This is a genomic window from Streptomyces sp. JN8 (assembly GCF_055808075.1).
This window is the reverse complement of record NZ_CM147852.1, coordinates 7355807-7358399: the sequence shown is the minus strand read 5'-3', so window position 1 is coordinate 7358399 and position 2593 is coordinate 7355807. Positions and strand designations below refer to the sequence as shown.

The 2593-nt window shown below is 74.5% G+C and carries 2 protein-coding genes; both read left to right on the top strand.

Annotated features, from left to right (window positions below):
* The first annotated feature begins 230 nt into the window (after positions 1–230).
* Positions 231–1298, top strand: coding sequence for a polyprenyl synthetase family protein (locus ACY0MR_RS32500; RefSeq protein WP_392043537.1), 1068 nt, complete (start codon positions 231–233; stop codon positions 1296–1298).
* Positions 1288–2535, top strand: coding sequence for a hypothetical protein (locus ACY0MR_RS32495; protein ID WP_473556957.1), 1248 nt, complete (start codon positions 1288–1290; stop codon positions 2533–2535). The genes ACY0MR_RS32500 and ACY0MR_RS32495 overlap by 11 nt, the downstream gene beginning before the upstream one ends.
* Positions 2536–2593: the final 58 nt, after the last annotated feature.

The window sequence follows — 2593 nt, the reverse complement described above, 5'->3', positions numbered from 1 at the left end:
GATTCCTCGCCATCCACCTATCAGGTGCGCGACAGGCGAGTCCTGGCACACCGCAAGAACAATCAGGTCAGTGGTTTCTCGCAGACGTGGTCTGCACACTGCGCTGAACGGTAGTGCGCGCACCGCCGACCCCTCTGGACAGCGCCTATACGCCAAGCTGCCTCTTTTCGGGGGCGCTCGGGTGTGCGAGAAAGAGCCTGTTGAGGTCTATCCGCCATCAGGAGATCCGTATGTCCATTGCCTTTCCGGTGAGTCCGGAATTCACCGGTGTCGCCGCCCGTGAAACACGCGACCGCGTCCTGGCGCGGGTGGAGCGACGTATTCATGAATTCCTCGCCGAGGAGCGCCGTTCCTGGGCGGCGCTCAACGCGGACTCGGCCGAGCTGATCGACTGCGTGACCCGCATGGTCGGCAGCGGCGGCAAGCGTCTGCGTCCGGCGTTCTGCGTCGCGGGCTATCTCGCAGGCGGCGGCGACCCGGAGGAGCAGGTCGTCGTCGACGTGGCCGCCGCCCTGGAGCTGCTGCACACCTTCGCCCTGCTCCACGACGACGTCATGGACGACTCGGGGCTCCGCCGCAACGAGCCGACCGCGCACATCGTGCACTCGACGCTGCACACCGAGCGGGACTGGCGCGGCGAGCCGCGCCGGTACGGCGAGAGCGTCGCCGTCCTCGCCGGCGACCTCGCGCTGGTGTACGCGGAGCGGCTGCTCGCCGACTGCCCGCCGCACGCCCGCAGGATCTGGGGCGAGCTGTGCACGGAGCTGATGATCGGCCAGTTCCTGGACGTGCGGGCCGCGGCCCGTTTCGTGCCGGACCCGGAACTCTCCAGCTGGATCGCGCTGTTCAAGTCCGGGCGCTACACCGTCTACCGTCCGCTGGCCATGGGGGCGCAGCTCGCCGGCGCGTCGGAGCTGCAGCCCGCGTTCGAGCGGTACGGTCTCGCGCTCGGTGAGGCGTTCCAGCTCCGGGACGACCTGCTCGACGCGTTCGGCAGCTCCGACGTGACCGGCAAGCCCGCCCAGCTCGACTTCAAGCAGCACAAGATGACGCTGCTGATGTCGATCGCGCTGCGCCACGAGGAGGAGGTGCGGGAGCTGGTCGGCGACGACCTCGCCGGCGTCGCCCCCGAGCGGCTGCACGAGGTGCTCGTCCGGACGGGGGTGCGCGACCGGGTGGAGGCGGTGATCGGGGAGCGCATCGAGACCGCGCGGGCCGCGGTGCGCGGAACGCTGGAACCGGACTGGGCCGCCGCGCTCCACACCATGGCGAGGCAGGCCGCCTACCGTGACAAGTGACCTGAGCGTGCCGGCCCCGGCCGCTCCGGTCCGGGCCGGCCAGGGCGCGTCCGCCGACCGCGTGTCCGGAGGCGGCGCGTCCGGAGACGTGGCCGCGTCCGGAGACGTGGCCGCGTCCGGTCGTCGGCGTCCCGCCGTCTCCGGGCGGCTCGCCTCCGAACGGGTCGTCGCGGACTGGGATTTCGCCGTGCCGCCGGGCACGCCGGGATCGTTCTGGGACACGGTCGATCCCGTCGAGGGGCTCGACGTCTTCGCCGGGGCGCTGGCCCGCGGCGCCGGACCGGTCCCCGGCTCCGGGGCGGTCCGGCTGCGGGTGAGGGCGGTGGACGCGTACCGCCCGCCGCCCGGGGAGCCGCCGCCCGCGCGGGGAGGGCCCTGGGCCGCGTACGGCGAGAGCGGGGACGAGCGGTGGATCCACTGGCCGGCCCGGGAGTCCTCGGGCACGGCCGGTCTGCTGACGGCCTCGCCCGACCCCGCCCGCGGGACGGCCGCCGGCGCCCCGCCCGTCGCCGGCCGTGCGCCGGGCACGCTCGTGGAGGTGTCCGCGAGCCACGAGGCGTTCCGGCGCAAGCTGGCGCGGACGGCGTTGATCGCCCCGCTGATGCTGAGCGGCGGAATGGCGCTGATCCACGGTGTGGCCGTCACCCGGGACGACGGGTTCACCGTGCTGCTCGCCGGGGCGTCCGGGTCGGGCAAGTCCACCCTCGGGCTCGCGGCCTTCGCCCACGGCTGGCGGGTCGTCGCGGAGGACCTGGTGTTCGTGACGGCGGACCGGGCCGTCGTCCCGCTGTTCCTGAGCGGCGCGTGGGAGTGCCGGGCGCACCCGGACGACCGGGCCCTCATCGAGCGGGTCACCGGGACGCCGGTCGAGGGGCACGCCTCGGAGCTGCCCGCGGACCACCGGGGGCGGGAGTACCTGTTTCCGGTGCGCCCCGGGGCCGGGCCCCTGCCGGCGCGGCCGCTGCCGGTGGACCTGGTGGTCTTCGTGGACCGGGACGGCGAGGCGCCGGCGTCCGCCGGGGGGCGCGCCGGGCAGGTCCTGGGCGCGGGGCCGCGCAGCACCCTGGGCGCGGTGGCGAAGCTGCTGCGGCTCGACTTCTCCCCGGTCGTCCGGGAGACGGAGGAGACGCTGCGCCGGGTCGTCGAGGGGCTGCCGTCGCGGCGGTTCGCGGCGACCGGCCGGATCGCGCACGACGTGCCGGCGTTCCTGGCCTCCCTCGACCGGTGGGCGTCCTGACGGCCCCTCCCCCACGGTGGACGCCTCGAAGGGCCGGCCCGAGCGGGCCGGCCCTTCG